16 protein-coding genes are annotated in these 17,681 nt (G+C 66.8%); 2 read left to right on the top strand and 14 right to left on the bottom strand.

Going from position 1 to position 17,681, the window contains the following annotated elements:
- Position 1: 1 nt before the first annotated feature.
- The 3 genes from D7006_RS18370 to D7006_RS18360 form a co-directional block, all read right to left on the bottom strand.
- On the bottom strand, positions 2–1,162 hold the full coding sequence (locus D7006_RS18370) for an AGE family epimerase/isomerase (RefSeq protein WP_237354065.1): 1,161 nt from the start codon (positions 1,160–1,162) through the stop codon (positions 2–4).
- Positions 1,159–2,382 (bottom strand): HAD-IIIA family hydrolase, encoded by a 1,224-nt coding sequence (locus D7006_RS18365; RefSeq protein ID WP_237354064.1) that lies wholly within the window; start codon positions 2,380–2,382, stop codon positions 1,159–1,161. Before D7006_RS18365 ends, D7006_RS18370 begins: the two co-directional genes overlap by 4 nt.
- Positions 2,383–2,494: 112 nt before the next feature.
- Positions 2,495–3,544, bottom strand: coding sequence for a GHMP kinase (locus tag D7006_RS18360; protein WP_237354063.1), 1,050 nt, complete (start codon positions 3,542–3,544; stop codon positions 2,495–2,497).
- 292 nt (positions 3,545–3,836) lie between these two features.
- Here D7006_RS18360 and D7006_RS18355 point away from each other — a divergent pair, with 292 nt between their 5' ends.
- Positions 3,837–4,646 carry an FkbM family methyltransferase gene (locus tag D7006_RS18355; RefSeq protein WP_237354062.1) on the top strand — a complete coding sequence of 270 codons (810 nt, stop codon included), beginning with the start codon at positions 3,837–3,839 and terminating at the stop codon, positions 4,644–4,646.
- 3 nt (positions 4,647–4,649) lie between these two features.
- Here the strand turns inward: D7006_RS18355 and D7006_RS18350 are convergent, their stop codons facing one another.
- The 5 genes from D7006_RS18350 to D7006_RS18330 all read right to left on the bottom strand — a co-directional run bounded on the left by D7006_RS18350 (position 4,650) and on the right by D7006_RS18330 (position 11,659).
- Positions 4,650–6,056, bottom strand: coding sequence for a hypothetical protein (locus tag D7006_RS18350; RefSeq protein WP_237354061.1), 1,407 nt, complete (start codon positions 6,054–6,056; stop codon positions 4,650–4,652).
- Positions 6,057–6,060: 4 nt separating this feature from the next.
- Complete coding sequence (locus D7006_RS18345) at positions 6,061–6,897, bottom strand: WecB/TagA/CpsF family glycosyltransferase (protein WP_237354060.1); 837 nt, start codon at positions 6,895–6,897, stop codon at positions 6,061–6,063.
- Between the two features lie 67 nt (positions 6,898–6,964).
- Positions 6,965–7,843: a polysaccharide biosynthesis/export family protein gene (locus D7006_RS18340; protein WP_229646059.1), complete on the bottom strand. Its 879-nt coding sequence runs from the start codon at positions 7,841–7,843 to the stop codon at positions 6,965–6,967.
- A 261-nt stretch (positions 7,844–8,104) separates the two neighbouring features.
- Complete coding sequence (locus tag D7006_RS18335; protein WP_237354059.1) at positions 8,105–10,207, bottom strand: lipopolysaccharide biosynthesis protein; 2,103 nt, start codon at positions 10,205–10,207, stop codon at positions 8,105–8,107.
- A gap of 156 nt (positions 10,208–10,363) precedes the next feature.
- Positions 10,364–11,659, bottom strand: coding sequence for a lipopolysaccharide biosynthesis protein (locus D7006_RS18330; protein ID WP_237354058.1), 1,296 nt, complete (start codon positions 11,657–11,659; stop codon positions 10,364–10,366).
- Positions 11,660–11,979: 320 nt separating this feature from the next.
- Between D7006_RS18330 and D7006_RS18325 the strand changes: the two genes are divergently transcribed.
- Positions 11,980–12,441 (top strand): hypothetical protein, encoded by a 462-nt coding sequence (locus D7006_RS18325; protein ID WP_237354057.1) that lies wholly within the window; start codon positions 11,980–11,982, stop codon positions 12,439–12,441.
- 70 nt (positions 12,442–12,511) lie between these two features.
- Here D7006_RS18325 and D7006_RS18320 read toward each other — a convergent pair whose 3' ends face one another.
- The 6 genes from D7006_RS18320 to D7006_RS18295 all read right to left on the bottom strand — a co-directional run bounded on the left by D7006_RS18320 (position 12,512) and on the right by D7006_RS18295 (position 17,677).
- Complete coding sequence (locus D7006_RS18320) at positions 12,512–12,766, bottom strand: hypothetical protein (RefSeq protein WP_229646063.1); 255 nt, start codon at positions 12,764–12,766, stop codon at positions 12,512–12,514.
- A gap of 355 nt (positions 12,767–13,121) precedes the next feature.
- The gene (locus tag D7006_RS18315) at positions 13,122–13,907 is read right to left on the bottom strand and encodes a succinate dehydrogenase iron-sulfur subunit (protein WP_029555308.1); all 786 of its coding nucleotides are present in this window, start codon (positions 13,905–13,907) and stop codon (positions 13,122–13,124) included.
- Between the two features lie 100 nt (positions 13,908–14,007).
- On the bottom strand, positions 14,008–15,843 hold the full coding sequence (sdhA, locus tag D7006_RS18310; protein WP_229646064.1) for a succinate dehydrogenase flavoprotein subunit: 1,836 nt from the start codon (positions 15,841–15,843) through the stop codon (positions 14,008–14,010).
- Between the two features lie 3 nt (positions 15,844–15,846).
- A complete protein-coding gene (sdhD, locus tag D7006_RS18305; RefSeq protein WP_169123964.1) occupies positions 15,847–16,263 on the bottom strand; it encodes a succinate dehydrogenase, hydrophobic membrane anchor protein in 417 nt (138 codons plus the stop codon).
- A gap of 10 nt (positions 16,264–16,273) precedes the next feature.
- Positions 16,274–16,672 carry a succinate dehydrogenase, cytochrome b556 subunit gene (sdhC, locus tag D7006_RS18300; RefSeq protein WP_169123963.1) on the bottom strand — a complete coding sequence of 133 codons (399 nt, stop codon included), beginning with the start codon at positions 16,670–16,672 and terminating at the stop codon, positions 16,274–16,276.
- A gap of 318 nt (positions 16,673–16,990) precedes the next feature.
- Positions 16,991–17,677: an OmpW family protein gene (locus D7006_RS18295; RefSeq protein ID WP_237354056.1), complete on the bottom strand. Its 687-nt coding sequence runs from the start codon at positions 17,675–17,677 to the stop codon at positions 16,991–16,993.
- Between the last annotated feature and the right edge of the window lie 4 nt (positions 17,678–17,681).

Genomic DNA, 17,681 nt, shown 5'->3' with positions numbered 1-17,681 from the left:
CTCAGCGCCGCCCCTCCACCGTGTCGACCAGCTCCGCCATGGCGCAGGTGATGTGGTAGAGCGAGGAGCCGGGCGCCGGCATGGGCACGAAGCTGCCATCCGGATTCAGCACGTCCTGCCAGGTGCCGGGCACCGGCATGTCGAGATAGAGCTTGAGACCGCGATAGGCGTTGCGCGCCTCCTCGGCCTCCTCTGAGCTGCCGGTGCGGCGCAGGCGGGCGAGGGCGATCTTCAGCCGCTCGGTCTGCGGCCAGAGGCGCGCGGTCGGCTTGTGGATGGTGCCGTTGGTCAGCACCTCATTGATGGCGACGCCGTTCACCGCATCGATGCCGGTCCGCCGGCCGAAGGCGGTGAGGCGGTCGGACACGGCGGCGCCCGGCCAGCCCCAGGCGGACAAGCCCTCGAACAGCCATGCCCATTCGAAGCAATGGCCGGGCTCCACGATGGTGCCGTCCACGCCGGGCGCGGGCTTCAGGTCGTCGGTGAAGTATTCGAGCAGCGCGCCCGTGGCCGGATCGATGAAGCGGTCGCGGCAGAGCGTCGCCATCTCTTCCGCCAGCGCCTTCCAGCGCGGCGCGCCGGTCACGGCATAGAGCGCAGAGAAGGCCTCGAAGAAATGCATGTGGGGGTTCTGGTGGCGGTGCGGACGTGGAATGTCATGCTCGACGAAGCCGCCGGCCGGATGCCGCCAACCCGCCTCCAGCGCATCGGCGAGGCTGTCGGCGACGCCATAGAGGTCGGTCCGCCCCAGCGCCTTGCCCGCATGGCCGAGGCAGAACAGCATGAAGGCCTGGTCGTAGAGATCGGCGCGGGCATCCAGAACCTCGCCGTCGGTCGTGAAGCGATGGATGAAGAGACCGTCCGGCCGCCGGCCGTGGGCGAGGAGATAATCCACCGTCTCGCCCGCGAGCCTCTGCCACGGGCCGTCCCAGCCGAGACGGCCGAACTCGCAGAACGAATAGGTATGGCGCGCCTGCACGAACAGGCGGCGCGGCGCGTCGTCGGGCTGGCCCGCCACATCGAGCCGCTCGGCAAACAGGCCCCTGGGATCGCGTCCGACGCGAGACCACAGGGGCGCCGCGGCGCCGAACATCCAGGCGCGGGCGTCGGCCGCAAGGTCGGCGAGAGGGTGGGACGAGGCACCAGTAGTCTGGCCGGTCATGACTGCGACTCCGCGGCGGAGTTGGCGAGGATGGCGCGGGAAAAAGCGAGAAGGTCGCCGCCCGGGAACAGATGACCGGCAATGCCGGCGGCCTTCGCGGCGGCGATGTCGGTGGGGTTGTCGCCGATGAGGAAGCTGTGCGCCGTGTTCACCGGCCAGTTCGCCATCAGGTCCAGGATCATGCCGGGCTCAGGCTTGCGCCAGGCGTGGGAGCCCCGGTAGCGCTCGACCGTGCCTTCGGGATGGAACGGGCAATAGCGCCAGTCGTCCAGCTCCGCACCGATCTCGCGCAGCTCCGCCTGCACGAAGGCATGCAGGACGTGGATCGCCTCTTCCTCGTAATAGCCGCGGGCGACGCCAGCCTGATTGGTGACGAGGAAGACGTAATAGCCGAGGTCGTTGAACAGCTTGATCGCTTCCCTCGCGCCCTCGATCCAGGTGAAGTCCTCGGCGGCGTGGACATAGCCAGTGTCCACGTTGAGCACGCCGTCGCGATCGAGGAACACCGCCGGGCGGCGGCGGCGCGCGGGCACGCTGGTCTGGGCCGCCGTGAAGGTCTCGGGGATGCCGATGTCGATGAAGAAGCCGTCATAGGCGACACCGGTGACGCGGCCTTCCGCTACGAGGCGCGGCAGAAGATCCCCCTCCAGCGAGGAGGGCATGCCGAGCCCCTCGATCACGTCACGGCGCACATAATAGACGCCGCCATTGATGAGCGCTTCCGTAAGCCCCGCCCCGCGCGGGCGGACGGCGGCGACGCGGGTGCCGTCGAGCGCGATGGTTTCGTAGCGGTCCGGGCTATGCACGAGACGCAGGCCCATGCCGAAGGCTGCGCCGTTCTTGCGCGACGTGGCGACGAGATCCAGCCAGTTGAAGTCGAACCAGGTATCGCCGTTGACGAGCAGAAAACTCTCGTCGAGCAGTGGCAAGGCGTTGACCAGCGCGCCTCCGGTGCCGAGGGGAGTCTCCTCCAGCGAGATGTCCACCGTGCAGTCGAAGCGGCCGGGCACGTCCGTGCCGGTGATGTAGTTTTCCACCACCTCGGCCCGGTAGCCGGCGAGCAGCAGGAACTTGCGGAAGCCGCGGCGCCGCGCCTCCGCGATCAGCACTTCTACGAAGGGGACGTCGCCGACCTTCAGCAGCGGCTTCGGCGTGTCCTTGGTGAGCGCGCCGAGGCGGGTGCCGAGCCCGCCCAGCAGGATGACGCATTGCTCGGTCACGCCGGCTCCTCTCGCAGTAATTCCGTTGGGGGCTCATAGCACGGCGAAGGCCACCGCGGGTGTCGCCGCGGTGGTGAAGGGCGCCGATGCGCGCGCTTGGGGATGTGCGGGATCAGATCCCGATGGGCCAGCCCTCGGCGCCATCCATGGAGAACTTCACCGCGCTGGCGAGCCCGCCGGCCTCGTTCAGGGCGCCGATGAGCTGGTAGCGGTTTTCCGGGTCGGTGAGGAACATCAGGAAGCCGCCGCCGCCCGCGCCGGACACCTTGCCGGCCCACGCCCCCGATGCAATGGCGATGTCGTAGAGCTTGTCCACCTGCTCGGTGGCGATGCCGGCGGCGGTGGCCTTCTTCGAGGTCCAGGAGCGGCCGAGGATGTCGGCCGTGGCGCGGATGTCGCCGCGCAGCAGGGCCAGCTTCATGTCGATGGCGTCCTGCTTCAGCTTGTGCATGTTCTCGATGGTCTTGGCGTCCATCTGCTTCAGCCCCGCCACCTGCTCCTTGATGATGGTGTCGGAGCGGCGCGACTGGCCGGAGAAGCAGATGACCAGCGACGCCTCGAACTCGTTGAGATGCTCGCGGCGGATGCGCAGCGGGTTCACGATTACCCGGTCGGAGGGCAGGAACTCGATGAAGTTGAGCCCGCCGAAGGCCGCCGAATACTGGTCCTGCCGGCCGCCGGCGAGGCCGAGCTGCTTGCGCTCGATGTCGAAGGCGAGCTTCGCCACGTCATAGGGGCCGAGCGGCAGGCCGAGGGCATAGGTGAAGGCCTCGATCAGCGCCACCACGAGGGCCGAGGATGCGCCGAGGCCAGAGCCCGCAGGCACGTCGATCGTCGTGGACATGGTGAGCGGCAGCGCCACGCCGTCGCAATAGGTCTTCATCATGTGGGTGTAGACGGCCCGATGCAGCATCAGTCCTTCGGTGATCGGATGGTCGAGGCTCGGCTCGAGCACCTCCTCCGTCCCGACATCGCGGGCGCGCAGCACCAAGGCGCCGATGCGGTTCACCCGGATATGGGCGTAGGCGAAGCGGTCAATGGTGGCATTGAGCACGTTGCCGCCGTGCTCGTCACAATAGGGGGAGAGGTCGGTGCCGCCCCCGGCGAGACCCAGACGCAACGGTGCGCGCGCACGCACGTTCAATGCATCGCCTATGGCCATGTATGCGACCCCCCTCGCGGCTCGGCATGACGAACCCGCTCATCTAGATGGGCTCTTCTTACCATTCCATGACTGCAGCCTTGATCCCGCGCAAGGCCCCTGAAATGGTGCCTCCGGCGCGATCCCACCGGCGTTAACCACGCCCGCCGAAGTGTGATCCCGGCGACCGCCTGCCTGCCGATGAGGCGTGGCGCCGCCTTGTGCTCGGATGTCCGTCTGGTATGTCTGGCGCGGTTTGGGGTCACGGGTGCGCGCAGCTTCGGCGCAGCCGTGCGCAGCGCAGGAGACGAGCGTGTTCGAGACTCTGAAGATGGTCGGCGAATCGCAGCTTCCCCGCGCGTTCGCGGCGCTGTGTCCGGTGTTCGACCGGCTGGCGGCACGCTCGCCCTATTCGGAAGTCAATTTCATCCCGCTGCTGGTGAAGAGCGGCGACAAGGTCTGCGACATCGGTGCCAATCGCGGCCTCTTTATCTACTGGCTACTGGCGCGCGGGGCGAAGGTGACTGCTTTCGAGCCCAACCCGCATATGGTGCGCATCCTGCGCCTGCGCTTTCCCGAGGCGCTGAAGTCCGGGGCGCTGCGCCTGTCGGATGCCGCCCTCAGCGACGGGCCGGGCGAGGCCACGTTGCATATCCCTAAGGGTTTCTCGCCGTTGGCCACCATCGACGGCCGTCTCGCCGCAGAGGCGGGCAAGCCCATGGAGGAGGTGCGCGTGTCGCTGGCGCGGCTCGATGACGTGGTGGCCGGTGACATCTCCTTCATCAAGCTGGACGTGGAGGGACACGAGCTGAAGGTGCTGGAAGGCGCTACCGGCGTGTTGGCGGGATCGAAGCCCTCCATCCTGGTGGAGGCGGAGGAGCGCCATCGCCCCGGCGCCATCGCCTCGCTTCGGGCGCTGCTGGAGCCTCTTGGCTACGAAGGCTTCTTCCGCGACGGTGGTCGCATGGCGCCCATTTCCAGCTTCGACCCAGCCGTCCACCAGTCGGTGTCGGCGCTCAAGGCCGACGGCTCGCACGTGGCCAAGGGCAAAATCTACATCAATAATTTCTTCTTCGCCGCGCGCCCGGAGGCGATCGCCGCCCTCAAGGCGTGGCGCGGCTGAAGTTCAGCGAACGGGCGCGTTTCGGGCCGGGCCGCCGCTGACGGCGCCGCGGCTCACGACAGGATGGGCACGCCCGACCCGCGGCGAGGTCCGGACGCCCGGTCGCGCCATCGCTTCAGTCCGCTCATGGGCCCGCTGCAGATAGACCGCAACCGCCAGGACGACGCCAAGCTCGCCCGGCACGAAGATCAGCGGGTACACCGCCGAGGTGATGAGCAGGTAGAGCACGTAGTCGGAAAGCGCCATAACCAGCGGATCGCCGGTGACGCGCGCGGCCTTGAGCGCGATGATGAAGCCCCACACGTGAATCGCCGCGAGAAGGATCGCGCCGGCGATCCCGTATTCGAACACGACGCCCGGCCAACCCAGATCCGCGATGAAGAAGTTGTTGTCGCCGATGATGTCGCGCATGGAGACGGTGCCGAAGCGCGTCGCCGCGCCGACGCCGAAGCTCCAGCGCAGGGCGCTGTCGCCGAGGAAGCCTGCGGCCAGGGACAGGGAATTCTGGCGCACGGTGAGCGAGCCGCCCAGGCTCTCTTGCACCTGGTCCGCCGCCCCGCCCGAGAACAGGCCGAACTTGTAGGCCCCCGCCGCGAGTCCCGCACAGGCGGCGATCAACGCCGCGCCGATGGCGATGCGGCGCAATTGCGCGGGAAGGCTCACCAGCATGGCATAGGCTGTCACCAGCACCGCGCCACCGATGGCCATCCTCTGCTTGTAGATGACCAGCATGATGACGAACGCCGTCGGGACCGCGATGAGCCGCAACAGGTTCGGCTTCATCACCGCGCATCGGGCGAGGTAGAAGACGAGGATCATGCCGAAGAACATGGGCATGTAGACACGATAGCCGCGCTCGATCTCATAAATCAGCAGCTTCCCGTCCTCGGGCTTGGTGCCGTACCAGGAGGTCGGCACCACCAGGAACAGGAGGATCATCAGCGCGAAGGTCGCCCAGCCGTAGCCGATCATCACCGCGCGCACCGCCTTCGGCGCCGGAGCCAGCATGGCGAGCAAGGCGGAGAGCGCGAAATAATAGCTCACCGGCCACGCCTTCACCGTGGTGGTCATGGCGTCGAAGAAATCATTGCCGAGCTGGATCACCGAGATCATCGGCGTGAAACCCAGCGCATAGGCGAGGAAGATGAGAAAGATGTTGCGGCCCGGCAGGTCGAGCCGGGCAATGCCGTAGATGCTGAGGGGCAGGGTGATGAACGGCCACGCCTTCGACATGTAATAGGTCGGCGGCAGCTCGTTCATATAGTGGAAGACCTGCGCAAACATGGGCAGCGTGGCGGCAAGCACCAGCACGACCCCCATCTGCACCTGTTCGCTTTGATACGCGCCCGCAGGGTCGCCCACGCTTCGACGCAGCGGCATGTCGATGCGCGGGGGAGACGGGCGGGCCATCGCTCTACCGGCGCGCGGAAGGCGGTCCGGACATGCCGTAGGCCGCCGGATTGAGGCGCGCCTTCGCAGCCGTCAGAAAGATGGGCATGGAATCCACAAACACGCGGCTCGCATGGCTGCGGGGGTTCTCCAGCAGCCGGTGCAGCCATTCGAGGCCGAAGCGGCGATAGGTCTCGCTCGCCCGCTTGGTGAGGCCGGTGAGGAAATGGAGGGAGGAGCCGACGCACAGACCGGTCCCGACGCCTCGGCCGGACCTGTAGACGAGCCGCGTGACATATTCCGAGCGCGGCGAGCCGACGATGAAGAAGACGTAGCGGGCCGGATGGGCCAGTACGAAATCCACGCAAGCCTGAACCTCCGTGGGATTGTCGATGAAGCCCATGGGCGGCACATGCATGTTGACCTGCTTCAGGCCGTACTTCTCCACGAGGCGCCGCTTCAGCTCGTCCGAGCCGCCGATCAGCGTGATGGCATCATCCGGCGTAATGAAGTGCTCGAACAATTCGCTCGTGATGTCGCTGCCCGGCGCCAGCGGGATATCAAGGCCGAACAGCGCCCGCGCCAGCACCTTCGGCACGCTGCCGTCGAGGGTGTGCAGCCAAGCGTTGCGGTAGATCTCGATGAAGAGAGGGTCCTTCAGCTCATTGAGGCGCGTGAGGTTGGACGCGTTGGGCGTCACCACATACTCGAATGGCGCGCCGGGCGGGCGCGCAGCGATGTGTGCGGCGGAGCCGTGCGCGTCGAGGCAGGCGAAGGGCACGTTGAGGAACTGGACGTACTTCACATCGCCGGGGGAGTTCACGATTGGCATGGAGTAGTCCGTCTTCGCGTGAACGGTCATGAGGCGCTCCGCGCCGTGGTGGCAGGCCCGGCGCACTGCGCAGGGCGGTGCCGTATGGCCCTACCCGTCATTGGATCAGGGTAGAGCCGGTGTTGGTGGTGTAGCTGCCCAGCGTATAGCTGAACTGGCGCTGGAACGGCACCACCTTGGTGATGAATTGATCGATCCAGAGGTTGACCTCGGCGATCGAGCTGCGCGGCACGTAGATGATGTCGCCGGTGACCAGCGGTACGTCGTTGGCGTCGAAACCGGTCTGGATCACGTCGCGCACGTTGATGATGCGCAGCATGGGCTCGTTGTTGGGCCCGCGGCGGATGAGCGCCACCTGGCCGGTGCGCGCTTCCTCGGTGAAGCCGCCGGCGAGGAGGATGCCCTGCAAGGCGCTGGTGCCCATGTCGGCGAGCTTGTAGGCGCCCGGGCGGGGCACCATGCCGCCCACATAGACCTTGGCCGAAATGGCTTCCTCCAGCGAGACGACGACCTTTTGGTCCACCAGTTCCTTGCGGGACTCGCGGCGGATGTAGTCCTGGACCGAGGAGAGCGTGGAGCCTTCCACTCGGATTTGGCCGATCGCCCGCGGCGCAATCGAGCCGTCCGGGCTGACCACGAGGTCCTCGTCCATCTCGCGGGTGATGAAATACTTGACCTTCAGCTTGTCGCCGGGGCCGAGCCGATAGCTCGGGACCACGTCGCTCCACGGCTTAAAGCGGTCGGCATTCACCTCTGTGAAGCGCAGTTCATGGCCGGTGGTGAAGGGCTCGGTCCCGGTCTGCTGGGACGTGGCGATGGCAGCGCAGCCGTTGAGCAGCAGCGCGATGACGCAGAGAGATACGCCGGCCCTGATCGCGCCGACTCGGCGCCGGCCGACACGAGGCCCGCGCAGGGCAGGGGCCGATCCCGGTGCCGGTGCGCCAGCGGTATCCGCGCTGCACTCTGGCAAGACCATCAACGCACCCCCACAGCGAATCACTGCAACATGATTAACGCTTCGGTGTCCCTGTCTCGCCTCTCCAAGTGCGGGGCGTCAACAGAAGATCCCGTCGCGAAAACCGTCGAACGTGGTAAAGCGACCTTAAAGGCCCATAGTTAACGTTCGATTATCCGCGGTGTTGGGGTGTGTGCCGCTGCGACCTACACCTTGAACGCGAAAGGGGCGCTTGCGCGCCCCCTGGGTTGATCTGCGGAAATTCTGTGTGCCGGGGTTTTTTCAGGCGCGGCGGTACAGCCAGTGAGGCAGGTAATAGCGGCGGCCGAGGAAGACGAGCCCGAGCAGCACGCCGCCGCTCTCCACCACGGAATCGCGCAGGTGCAGCGCCGCCGGCTGGCGCGTCGCTTCCGCCTGAACGGCGAGGATGTTGCCGTCGACCAGCTGGCAGAACCGCTGGGTGACGAGCGAGGCCCCCTTGAGGTTGGAGCAGACGATCACGAAGTCGAAGGCGGTCTTGAGGTCCGCCATCATCATCTCGCTTTCGGCAATGGGCTGGCGGATGTCCAGCAGGGGCGACGCCTCCAGGTCCGCCGCGGCCCACAGATTGGGTACCGGAGTGCCGGTGACGGAAATGCCCCCGCGGGTTTCGGTGAAGCCGGCCGCCAGCGGGTAGGGCGTCGGATTGGCGAGGTCGATCAGCAGCGTGCGCCTCTGCCGCTGGCGGGCCAGTTCTTCGGCCAGCATGCGGGTGAAGGTGGTCAGGCTGTCGTCGGTATCGGGCGAGAGGAAGTGGATGGCCCGCAGCGGCTCGTCGTCGATGCGGGTGTCCAGAAGCAGCGTTGCGCAGGAACTGATGGCCGTCTCGGTACCGAAGCCGTCGGATTCCTCGGTCTCGGCATCAACAGTGGCGATCGCCTGCAGGCCGAGGCCGCGCTCGGCCTCGCCGGGGGTGATGAACGAGGTTCGCAGTGCCGAGGCCATGGCGCCCGCCGCCCCGCCGAACAGGAGGCCGGCAAAGATGCCGGCGGCGAGCAGCGGCAGCACCAGCGACCGCTTGACGACTGCGGCCCCCGCCTCCTGCACCACGCGTACGGCGGACTGGCGCGATAGAGCAGCGGTTTCCTCGATGTTGGCAGCGACCGCGCGGCGCTGATACTCCCGGAAGCCCTCGCTCAGGGCGTCGCGGCGCCGGTTCAGCTCGATCAGCGGCGTCTCGGCATTGCGCAGCACGGTCAGGCGTTCTTCGGCCATGCGCTGCTGGTCCACCAGTTCGCCCTTCTGGCGGGCGAGCGAATCCTGCTCCACCCGGAGCGACAGGATCATGTTCTGGATGTAGTTGACCTGCGGGTTGCGCACCGCGCGATCGGTGGAATAGCGCCTGTCCTGCCGCGCATTGATGCGCTGGCGCACGGTGGCGATCTGCTTGTCGATCTCCCGCAGAAGCTGGCTGCCCGGGGCATATTGCGCGGCGAGGCGGTCGCGCGAGAGCAGGAGCTTGGTGAGGGTGTTGGCGTCCTCGTCGCCGGGCAACGCATTGGTGGTCTCGGCAAAGTCGAACACCGAGTCGGGCAGCGCCTTGAGCTGGCGGTCCGCCTCGTCGATCTGCGCCGTCACCGCCACCTCGCGCTCCGATACCTGCCGGCGCCGCTGCAGGATGGAATCCACCTGGTTGGCGGCGAGAACCGCGTCCTGGCTGAAGTCGATGATGCCGGCCTTCGCCTTGAGGTCCTCGATGTCCTTGTCCACCGTCGCGAGGTCGCGCCGGAACCGCTCCACCTCCAGCTGGAGAATCTTGGCGGTGGGATTCTCCAGCACCTTGCGGCGATAGGCGAGATAGTTGCGCACCAGCGCGTCGGTGGTCTCCACCGCGATGGTCCGGTCGGGATTGGTGAAGCTGACCTGGATGACGTTGGACCCTGACAGCACGCTCGCCCGGAGGCTGCCCTGGAACCGAGTCACCGCCTTGTCCATGCGGTCCTCGCCGAAGCCGAGGAGATCGGTGATCGCGGACAGCCGCCCCGGCGGGTAGAGGCGGTCGATGCCGATCTGCTCGATGGTCGCGCGGGCAACGTCTGCGCTCTCGAGGATCTGCACCTCCGATTCCACCTGCTTCAGGCCCTCGATGGTCATCACGGGCGGGCCGGAATTGGTCACGTTCTGCGCGTTGGAGACCTCGCGCGTGACGATGACCAGCAAGAGGCTGTTTGCGGTGTATTCGGTGCGGCTGGTGAAGGCGGCGCCGATGGCGATGACGAGCGGCAGGATCGCCGCAATGGACACGATGCGGATGTGGAAGAAGGCGGCGATCAGGAAGTCGCGCAGGGTGAAGCTCGACACCTTGCCCGTCTCGGGCGGTGCCGGCGTGTCGCTTCCCTCTGCCATGACGGCCTGCGGCATCAACATTCAGTCCCCCGTGCGCCCAGCGCCACGTGCTGTCGCCCCCACAGCATCAGGCGGGCATGTCCAGCGTGCAACCCGCGTCGAAGATCAGGGATTTACCTTAATTCGCCGTTAGCCGTTCCGCATTCCGGCAGCACCTCAGAACGCACGAGGGAGGTAGCGCCGGACGGCCAGCGTGGTCCCGATCGCCCCTTGGGCGGCAAACACGGCGGTGGCCACCGCCGCCCCCATCATGCCGAAGGGCGGGATCAGCGCTGCGCACAGGGTGCAGCAGACCACCAGCTGGGCCGTGTTGAGCCAGCGCAGCACGCTGCCGAAGCCGGTCATGGAGAGCATGATGTCCTGGCAGGAAAGCAGGCAATTGATGAGCTGCCCGACGCCCATCACCATCAGTGCCGGAGCGGCGATCTCGAAGCCGGGGCCGATGAGATGCAGGATCGGAGTGGGGAAGAAGATCATCGCCGCGACGATGGGCGAGCCGAAGACGGCGACGGCAAGCCGCACCTTGCGATTGAGCGCCTTCAGCCCGTCCCAGTCGTCCTGGCGATGGCGCGCGGCAAAGGAGGGGGCCGCCACCACGCCGATGGAGGTGGATACCACCCAGATCAGCATGGAGATGCGATTGGCAACGGAGAAGGCCCCCACGGCGGAGGGCAGGCCAAACGCAGCCAACAACAGGACAGGCAGGGAGGCGAGGAACATCTGCACCATTTCCACCACGCCCAGCGGCATGGCGGTGCGCCACAGCGCCGGCATGGCTTCGGACACGGTGCCCGACGGCGGTGTCACGTGGAACCGGTGCCGCTCCCGCACAACCAGCACCACGCCGAGAACCGCGGCAGCAAGGTTTGCAGCGGCGAGCGCATAGAGCACGCCCTCCAGCGAATGGACGCCGACAGCGACGGCGGCGAGCATCAGCATGGGCCACAGGCCGCTCTGCACCAGCTGGCCGGCCGCGCCGCGATGGAAGCCGACCAGCGCGTGCCCCATGAAGGTGCACAGCACCTGCGGCAGGATCGCCAGAGAAGAGATGATGAGCGCCGGCGCCACCATGGGGTCGCGGAACACATATTCGGCGAGCGGGCCGGCGAGCGCGACGGTGCCGAGGGTCGCAAGCGATCCTCCCAGCGTCACGAGGCCTGTGCCATGCAGAAAGGCCTGGCGGGCTTCACGTCCGCGATTCACGGCGAGTTCGGCCGCCATATGCCGGATGACCGCCTTTTCGAAGCCGGCGCGGGCGACCGTGGCGATGAGCCCGACCCAGGTCAGGCAGAGGAAGAAATAGCCGGAGTCGTGCACGCCGAGCACGCGGGCACCCAGCATGTAGAGGCCGAGCTTGCCCACCAGCTCAAGCCCGCGCGCCATCAATGCGCCGGCATAGGCACCGTAGGTGGTGACGAGGGCGACGAGGGAGCGCCGTGAGGCGAGGCTCATGCCGCAGACTCCCCAGACCGGGACGGCAGCAGGCGCCACCGCTTTCTCCGCTTCTCCCGCACCGCCGCCCCCCTTGAGCGCGCAGCCGCTCCATTTGGCCGGCGCTCGCCTTCTCTCAACTGATCCGCGCGCGTGGTGCAAGGCAAATCGGCGCAAGAGCGTTCGTCGGGGCTGCGCTGTGGCGATCGTGCCGGATCGGTTGAGCCGGGTCCCCGGCTCTCGGCCCCTGGTACCGCAGCGCGTTGCCGGATCCGCAGGCACATGCCACAAGGGGCGAGGCCCGCCAAAGGTTTATGGTCGGGCAAGCGGGAAGGGGCTCCATGACCGATCCGGCCGCGCCTCCCTCCGGGTGGTTCTCATTGCACCGCATGAGTCCGTGCGGGGCTGGCGCTGTCCTGCTTCTCTGCCTTGGTGCAGTAGCGTCCGGGCCGGCCTTCGCGCAGTCGCCAAGCCAGAGCCTTGGGGATCTGCCGGCGCTGGAGCGCACCGATCCCAATGTGGATCCCTATCCGTTCGATGCCTACGTTGCCTTGCGCAATTACTTTCGCCAAGCGCTGCCGGGCGGCTGGAGGGCGGCCGAGCCGGAGTTCAACGGCGGCGGCTTCTCTGTGCTGGTTTTCGTGCCGGATTCGTGGCGGGGAAATCCCTCGTCCGCCCTGCAGCGCTACTGCCCCCAGCCCTACAGCAATCTGTGGCGGGGTGGCATTCGCTGGATCGAGCTGAAGCCCTTCTACCAACACGCCTACTGGGCCGGAGCCATGTGCCGGCCACCGGGCGGATGAGGCGCCAGCGCGAACCGGCGGCGTCGTAGAGGGACGGGCGGCCGGTTCGTCCCGGAAGGGCTGGGAAACCTCAGAGAGCGACTTCGTCGCGCAGCGAGCGGTGCACGTGAACCGCGGCGGCGGGGGCCATGTGACGGCCGGAGGTGCGCTCGAAGCCGAAGATCGCGGCCATGAGCACGAAGCCGAAAAAGATGATGCTGCTGGCTGTGCTCAGCGTGAGCACGATGCTGCCGAGCGCGACGAACATCTCGGACGGATGCGTCACGACCCCGAACAGCAGGGCGAAGGCGATAAACGCGGGAAAGACGGCGCGAACGATCGACATGGCTGCTTCTCCGACTGAATCTGTCCAAGGACTTTTCGTCACAGGTAAAATTAACGCTAACACATGTTTTACCATTTTGCGAAGCGCACGGCCCTGCCGTCCCACGCCTTGAAGGGCGGGAGATGCGCGAGCGTAATTCTTGAGGGCAGTGGGCTCGGAACGCGCGAAGGCAACGCCGGACGGCGGCGCTCCGGTTCAGCCCGAGATGCGGGTAGGACCGTCCCGTCAGACGGACGGGCAGCGAGGCCTCAGACGGCTCCGAGGGCCACAGGCGGTCGCGACACGTCAGAAACAAAAAGGACCGCCGCGCCAGTCAGGCGGGCGGTCCCGGTAGCAGCCGGAGATGCGGTGAGCGTCAGATCTGGCGCTCGACCATCATCTTCTTGATTTCGGCGATGGCCTTGGCCGGGTTGAGGCTCTTCGGGCACGCCTGGGCGCAGTTCATGATGGTGTGGCAGCGATAGAGCCGGAAGGGGTCTTCCAGATAGTCGAGGCGTTCGCCGGTGCGCTCGTCGCGGCTGTCCTTCAGCCAGCGGGTGGCCTGCAGGAGCGCGGCGGGGCCTAGATAGCGGTCGCCGTTCCACCAGTAGCTCGGGCAGGAGGTGGAGCAGCAGGCGCACAGGATGCACTCGTAGAGGCCATCCAGCTTCTCGCGGTCGTCCTTGGACTGGCGCCACTCCTTCTCGGGGGCGGCGGTGTCCGTCTGGAGCCAGGGCTCGATGGAGGCGTGCTGCGCGTAGAAGTTGGTGAGGTCGGGCACCAGATCCTTCACCACCGGCATGTGCGGCAGGGGATAGATGTTGACCACTCCCTTCACCAGCACCTCGTCCATGCCCTTGGTGCAGGCGAGGGTGTTGGTGCCGCCGATGTTCATGGCGCACGAGCCGCACACGCCTTCGCGGCAGGAGCGGCGGAAGGTGAGGGTCGGGTCGATCTTGTTCTTGATGTAGATCAGGCCGTCCAGCACCATCGGGCCGCAATCCTCGCGATCGACATAATAGGTGTCGATGCGCGGGTTCTTCCCGTCGTCCGGATTCCAGCGGTAGATGCGGAACTCGGTCAGCTTCTTGGCGCCGGCGGGCTTCGGCCAGGTCTTGCCGGTCGTGACCTGCGAGTTCTTCGGAAGAGTGAGCTCAACCATGGGACGTCCTGAAGCGCTGGAGCGGTGACCGCCCGCAGGAATTCTTGCCATGGCCGCGCGCGGCGGGCGTTCCCCCCGGCGCGCGCGGTCGAGTGGGGCGTCAGTACACGCGCTTCTTCGGCTCGATGTACTGGATGTCGTTGGACAGGGTGTAGGTGTGCACGGGCCGGTCGTCGAGCCGGACAGCACCGGAGGCCGGGTCGAAATAGGCCAGCGTGTGCTTCATCCAGTTCACGTCGTCGCGGTCCGGGAAGTCCTCGCGCGCATGGGCGCCACGGCTTTCCTGTCGGTTTGCCGCGCTCTCCATGGTGACGATGGCCTGCGAGATGAGGTTCTCGTATTCCAGCGTCTCGATGAGGTCCGAGTTCCACACCAGCGAGCGATCGGTGACACCGATGTCGCTCGAGGCGTTGAACACGTCGTGGATGAGCTTCTTGCCTTCCTCGAGCACCTCGCCGGTGCGGAAGACGGCGCAGTTGTTCTGCATCACCTTCTGCATGGAGAGGCGCAGCTCGGCGGTGGGGGTGCCACCGGAGGCGTAGCGGTACTTGTCGAGGCGGGAGAGCGACAGCTCGGCGCTGTTCTCCGGCAGGGGCCGGTGCTTCTCGCCGGGCTTCACCAGCTCCGCCGCGCGCAGGCCGGCGGCGCGGCCGAACACCACGAGGTCGATGAGCGAGTTGGAGCCGAGGCGGTTGGCGCCGTGCACCGAGACGCAGGCGGCCTCGCCGATGGCCATCAGGCCGGGCACCACCTTGTCCGGGTCGCCCTGGCGCTTGTCCAGAACTTCGCCGTAATAGTTCGTGGGGATGCCGCCCATGTTGTAGTGCACGGTGGGCAGGATCGGGATCGGCTCGCGCGTCACGTCCACGCCGGCGAAGATCTTCGCGCTCTCCGAGATGCCGGGGAGGCGCTCGTGGAGGACGGCGGGATCGAGATGGTCGAGGTGGAGGAAGGCGTGGTCCTTGGCCTTGCCGACGCCACGACCCTCGCGGATCTCCATGGTGATGGCGCGCGAGACGACGTCACGCGAGGCGAGATCCTTGGCCGAGGGGGCATAGCGCTCCATGAAGCGCTCGCCCTCGGAATTGGTCAGGTAGCCGCCTTCGCCGCGGGCGCCCTCGGTGATGAGGCAGCCCGAGCCGTAGATGCCGGTGGGGTGGAACTGCACGAATTCCATGTCCTGCAGGGGCAGGCCGGCGCGCAGCACCATGCCGCCGCCGTCGCCGGTGCAGGTATGGGCCGAGGTGGCGGAGAAGTAGGCGCGGCCATAACCGCCGGTGGCGAGCACGGTGAGGTGCGCGCGGAACCGGTGGATGGTGCCGTCGTCGAGCTTGATGGCCACCACGCCGCGGCAGCGGCCTTCCTCATCCATGATGAGGTCGATGGCGAAATATTCGACGAAGAACTCGGCCTGGTGCTTCAGCGCCGCGCCGTAGAGCGTGTGTAGCATGGCATGGCCGGTGCGGTCCGCCGCGGCGCAGGTGCGCTGGGCGGTGCCCTTGCCGAAATGCGTGGTCATGCCGCCGAAGGGGCGCTGGTAGATCTTGCCATCCTCGGTGCGGGAGAAGGGAACGCCCCAGTGCTCCAGCTCGTAGACGGCGGCCGGCGCATTGCGCACGAGGTATTCGATGGCGTCCTGATCGCCCAGCCAGTCCGACCCCTTGACGGTGTCGTACATGTGCCATTCCCACTTGTCGTCGCCCATGTTGCCGAGCGAGGCGGCGACGCCGCCCTGGGCAGCGACGGTGTGGGAGCGGGTGGGGAACACCTTGGTGATGCAGGCGGTGCGCAGGCCCGCCTCGGAGCAGCCCACCACGGCGCGAAGGCCCGCGCCACCGGCGCCGACCACGAGCACGTCGTAGGTGTGATCCTCGATGGGGTAGGCGGCGCCGTTGATGCCGGGCGCGGCAGCCCCGTTCGTTGCGGTATCGGCCATGTGTCAGCCTCCCAGGCTGATCTTGAGCACGGCGAAGGCGCCGGCGAGGGCAACGGCAATGCTGAAGAAGGTGTTGGCCACGATGAGCAGCACCTTGAGGCCTTCCGTGTGCACGTAGTCCTCGATGACCACCTGCATGCCGATGCGCATGTGCGTGGTAACGGAAAGCAGCGTCAGAAGAATGATCACCGCCACCAGCGGATGACCGAGCGTCGCGCGGGCCGCGGCGTAGCTCTGGCCGGCCACCGAGATCACGATGATGATGAAGGCGATGGACAGCAGGAGGTTCGCGGCGCCGGTGAGGCGCTGCGTGAAGAAGTGCTCGGTGCCGGACTTGGCGGCGCCGAGGCCGCGGACGCGGCCGAGGGGCGTGCGCATGGTGGCACGTGCGGGCGCGGGGCCGGAGTGGGGGGTGCTCATGGCGTTCTCCTCAGCCCTTCAGCGCGAGGCCGATGATCCAGACGACCACGGTGAGCACCACCGAGCCGGCCAGGGTGGCCTTGGCGAGCAGGACGCGCTCCGGACCGAAGCCGTGGATGAAGTCCCAGATAAAGTGGCGCACGCCGCCGAGGGCGTGGTGCAGCAGGGCCCAGGTGAAGCCGAACAGCACGAGCAGGCCGATGGGCGAACCCGCCACCGCGCTGAAGGTGGCGTAGGCCGAGGGCGAGGTTGCGGCCGCGAGCAGCCACCAGACCAGGATCGCCATGCCGAAATACAGCCCGACGCCCGTGATGCGATGCACAATGGACATCATCATCGTGAACAGAGGACGGTAAATCTGTAGGTGTGGCGATAGGGGGCGATCAATGCGCTGAGGGCTGTCGGCCATGGGGCCTCCTCCTGAAAAATCGATCGATCAGGTATCTCAATCGTCGTCTCTTCGCAACGATTCCAAAGCACCTTGGGCGGCTTTAAAGACCGATACGCAGTGGCCGGCAATTGGATGATCGTCCTATGCCCGCGCTTGTAGCGACCGTTTGCTGCGGTGCCAACGCCCCGCCGGGGGGCGGAGCGTCAGGCGCACGAACGAATATGCCGCCTTCGCGGCTCGGCGCGGCGCAGAAATATCCGGGGCGTACCGGCGGGCGGGCGAAAAAAAACGCCGGGCGAGCCCGGCGTTTTCTAGAATAGCGACTGGATCGGTCGATCAGAAGCGGTAGGTCACGCCCGTACCGAAGATCCAGGGGTTGAGGTCCGCGCCGCCCTGGAGGTAGGTGCCGCCCACGGTCTGCAGCATGAAGTCGGGCTGCAGGAAGATCTTCTTCACGTCGACGTTGATGCCCCAGTGGCGGTCGATCATCCAGTCGAAGCCGGCCTGCAGGGCGACGCCCCACGAGTCGTTGACCTTGAGCGAGGAGAAGGCCGGGTTGGTGGCTTCCTGGCTAAAGAAGGCGGTGTAGTTCACGCCGGCGCCGATATAGGGCTTGAACGGGCCGAAGTCGGTGAAGTGGTACTGCAGGGTGAGGGTGGGGGGCAGCAGCCACACCTTGCCGACCTGACCGAGACCGGTGAGGGTGCCGGCACCGTAGATGTTGTGGGGCGTCACGCCGAGGATGAGTTCGGCGGCGATGTTCTTGGTGAAGTAGTAGGTGATGTCGAGCTCCGGAACAACGGCGCTCGAATAGGTGAGGTTGGAGAACGGGACGCCGGTCACCGAGCCGCCGTTCTCAGGCAGCACATAGAGGGCGCGCACGCGGATCTGCCACGGGCTCAGCGGCTCTTCGACCGCCGGGGCCTTGTAGACCGGGGTGGAAAGATCGGCGGCCGTCGCGCTGCCGGCAACGAGGGCGCTGAGCCCCGCCGCGAAAATGATACCAAGTCCGAGCTTCGACATGCCC

This window comes from Xanthobacter sp. YC-JY1, from assembly GCF_021730305.1.
Lineage (GTDB): Bacteria > Pseudomonadota > Alphaproteobacteria > Rhizobiales > Xanthobacteraceae > Xanthobacter > Xanthobacter flavus.
This window is presented reverse-complemented; position numbering and strand designations above follow the sequence as displayed.

Bases quoted from the DNA above. Each gene is read 5' to 3' on its own strand.
- D7006_RS18315 (WP_029555308.1), bottom strand. From the start codon at position 13,907: ATGGTTGAGCTCACTCTTCCGAAGAACTCGCAGGTCACGACCGGCAAG.
- D7006_RS18360 (WP_237354063.1), bottom strand. From the start codon at position 3,544: ATGGCCATAGGCGATGCATTGAACGTGCGTGCGCGCGCACCGTTGCGT.
- D7006_RS18295 (WP_237354056.1), bottom strand. From the start codon at position 17,677: ATGTCGAAGCTCGGACTTGGTATCATTTTCGCGGCGGGGCTCAGCGCC.
- D7006_RS18335 (WP_237354059.1), bottom strand. From the start codon at position 10,207: ATGGCAGAGGGAAGCGACACGCCGGCACCGCCCGAGACGGGCAAGGTG.
- D7006_RS18350 (WP_237354061.1), bottom strand. From the start codon at position 6,056: ATGGCCCGCCCGTCTCCCCCGCGCATCGACATGCCGCTGCGTCGAAGC.
- sdhD (WP_169123964.1), bottom strand. From the start codon at position 16,263: ATGAGCACCCCCCACTCCGGCCCCGCGCCCGCACGTGCCACCATGCGC.
- sdhC (WP_169123963.1), bottom strand. From the start codon at position 16,672: ATGGCCGACAGCCCTCAGCGCATTGATCGCCCCCTATCGCCACACCTA.
- D7006_RS18340 (WP_229646059.1), bottom strand. From the start codon at position 7,843: ATGGTCTTGCCAGAGTGCAGCGCGGATACCGCTGGCGCACCGGCACCG.
- sdhA (WP_229646064.1), bottom strand. From the start codon at position 15,843: ATGGCCGATACCGCAACGAACGGGGCTGCCGCGCCCGGCATCAACGGC.
- D7006_RS18345 (WP_237354060.1), bottom strand. From the start codon at position 6,897: ATGACCGTTCACGCGAAGACGGACTACTCCATGCCAATCGTGAACTCC.
- D7006_RS18320 (WP_229646063.1), bottom strand. From the start codon at position 12,766: ATGTCGATCGTTCGCGCCGTCTTTCCCGCGTTTATCGCCTTCGCCCTG.
- D7006_RS18330 (WP_237354058.1), bottom strand. From the start codon at position 11,659: ATGAGCCTCGCCTCACGGCGCTCCCTCGTCGCCCTCGTCACCACCTAC.
- D7006_RS18370 (WP_237354065.1), bottom strand. From the start codon at position 1,162: ATGACCGGCCAGACTACTGGTGCCTCGTCCCACCCTCTCGCCGACCTT.
- D7006_RS18325 (WP_237354057.1), top strand. From the start codon at position 11,980: ATGACCGATCCGGCCGCGCCTCCCTCCGGGTGGTTCTCATTGCACCGC.